Source organism: Streptomyces klenkii (assembly GCF_003626645.1).
GTDB classification, from domain to species: Bacteria; Actinomycetota; Actinomycetes; order Streptomycetales; family Streptomycetaceae; genus Streptomyces; species Streptomyces klenkii.
This window is the reverse complement of sequence record NZ_RBAM01000072.1, coordinates 1-1478: the sequence shown is the minus strand read 5'-3', so window position 1 is coordinate 1478 and position 1478 is coordinate 1. Positions and strand designations below refer to the sequence as shown.

The following is a 1478-nucleotide window of genomic DNA, read 5'->3' as shown; positions in this document are numbered from 1 at the left end:
CATCAGCCGACTGCGCTCGCCGGTCTCGCGCAGCACCGCGAGCCGGGTCAGCTCCTGGAGGGCCTCCAGCACCTCGCCGTCCCGGCCGACCAGCTTCTGGAGGTCGCGGGCCGGCCCCTCGGAGATGATGGACACCGCCGCCCGGTCGGCCTCGACGTCCATGTCGATGTCGCCGTCGAGGTCCGCGATGTCCAGCAGCCCCTCAAGGTAGTCGGCCGCGATCTCGCCCTCCTGCTCCAGGCGGGAGAGGACGTCGGTGTCCTCGGTGGCGGTCGAGGTGGTGTCCGTCACGGGTGGGATCCCTTCACGCGTTGCTACTTCTTGGTCTTCGCGGACGACCTGGGCTTGCCCGGCTGCGCCTTCTTCTGCTGCTGCTTCTTGCCCTGCTGGCGCTGGGGCTGCTGGCGCTGGGGCCGGGGGGCGGCGGGCTTCTTGGCCGCCGGCGCGGCCTCGCCGCCCTCGGCCTCCTCCGCGGCCTCGCCCTCGGTCTGGCTCGCGGCCGTCCCCTGCCCGCCCGCCTGGGCGCCGCCGGACTGGCGCTGGGCCTTCGTCTGCCGCTTCGGCTGCGTGCGGACGGTGCGCGCGGCGTCGCCCTGCTTCTTCAGGTCGGCCTTGGCCGGCTCCTCGGTGAGCTTGCCCTTCTTCCGCAGGCGCTCCTGGCGGTTGCGGTAGGCGATGCTGCCCGGGGTGGGGTTGCGCTGGATCACGAACATCTGCTGGCCCATGGACCAGATGTTGGTGGTCAGCCAGTAGATCAGGACGCCGACGGGGAAGTTGATGCCGAAGACGGCGAACATGATGGGGAAGACGTACATCAGCATCTTCTGCTGATTCATGAACGGCGTCTTCACCGAGAGGTCGACGTTCTTCGTCATCAGCTGGCGCTGGGTGAAGAACTGCGAGGCCGACATCAGCACGATCATGATGACGGTGACGACCCGGACCTGGGTCAGCGAGGCCCCCAGCGCCGCGATCTCGCTCGCGCTGTCCATGAAGCGGGTGGCGATCGGCGCCCCGAAGACGGTGGCCTCGCGGGCGCTGGCCACCTGCTCGGCGGTCAGCGCGCCGACCTCGTCGTTGTTGGCGATGTGGTTCAGCACCTGGAAGAGCGCGATGAAGAACGGCGACTGCGCGAGAATCGGCAGGCAGCTGGACAACGGGTTGGTGCCCGTCTCCCGGTACAGCTTCATCATCTCTTCGGACTGACGCTGCCGGTCGTTCTTGTACCGCTCCTGGATCTTCTTCATCCGCGGCTGGAGCGCCTGGAGGTTCCGCGTGGCCTTGATCTGCCGCACGAAGAGGGGGATCAGCGCGATGCGGATCACGACCACGAGCGAGACGATCGACAGTCCCCACGCCCAGCCGCTGTCTTCGTCGAAGACGAAGCTGTACAGCTCGTGGAAGAGGATGATGATCTGGGTGACTACCCAGTACAGCGGACTGAGGATCGAATTGATCGTGTCCACGGGTCAGGCTCC

The 1478-nt window shown here is 67.5% G+C and carries 1 protein-coding gene and 1 pseudogene; both read right to left on the bottom strand.

What is annotated here, in order from left to right; translation table 11 throughout:
• Window positions 1-291: pseudogene (locus D7231_RS34660) on the bottom strand (single-stranded DNA-binding protein); the annotation flags it as partial.
• Window positions 292-314: 23 nt separating this feature from the next.
• The gene (yidC, locus tag D7231_RS34655; RefSeq protein WP_120760322.1) at window positions 315-1457 is read right to left on the bottom strand and encodes a membrane protein insertase YidC; all 1143 of its coding nucleotides are present in this window, start codon (window positions 1455-1457) and stop codon (window positions 315-317) included.
• Window positions 1458-1478: the final 21 nt, after the last annotated feature.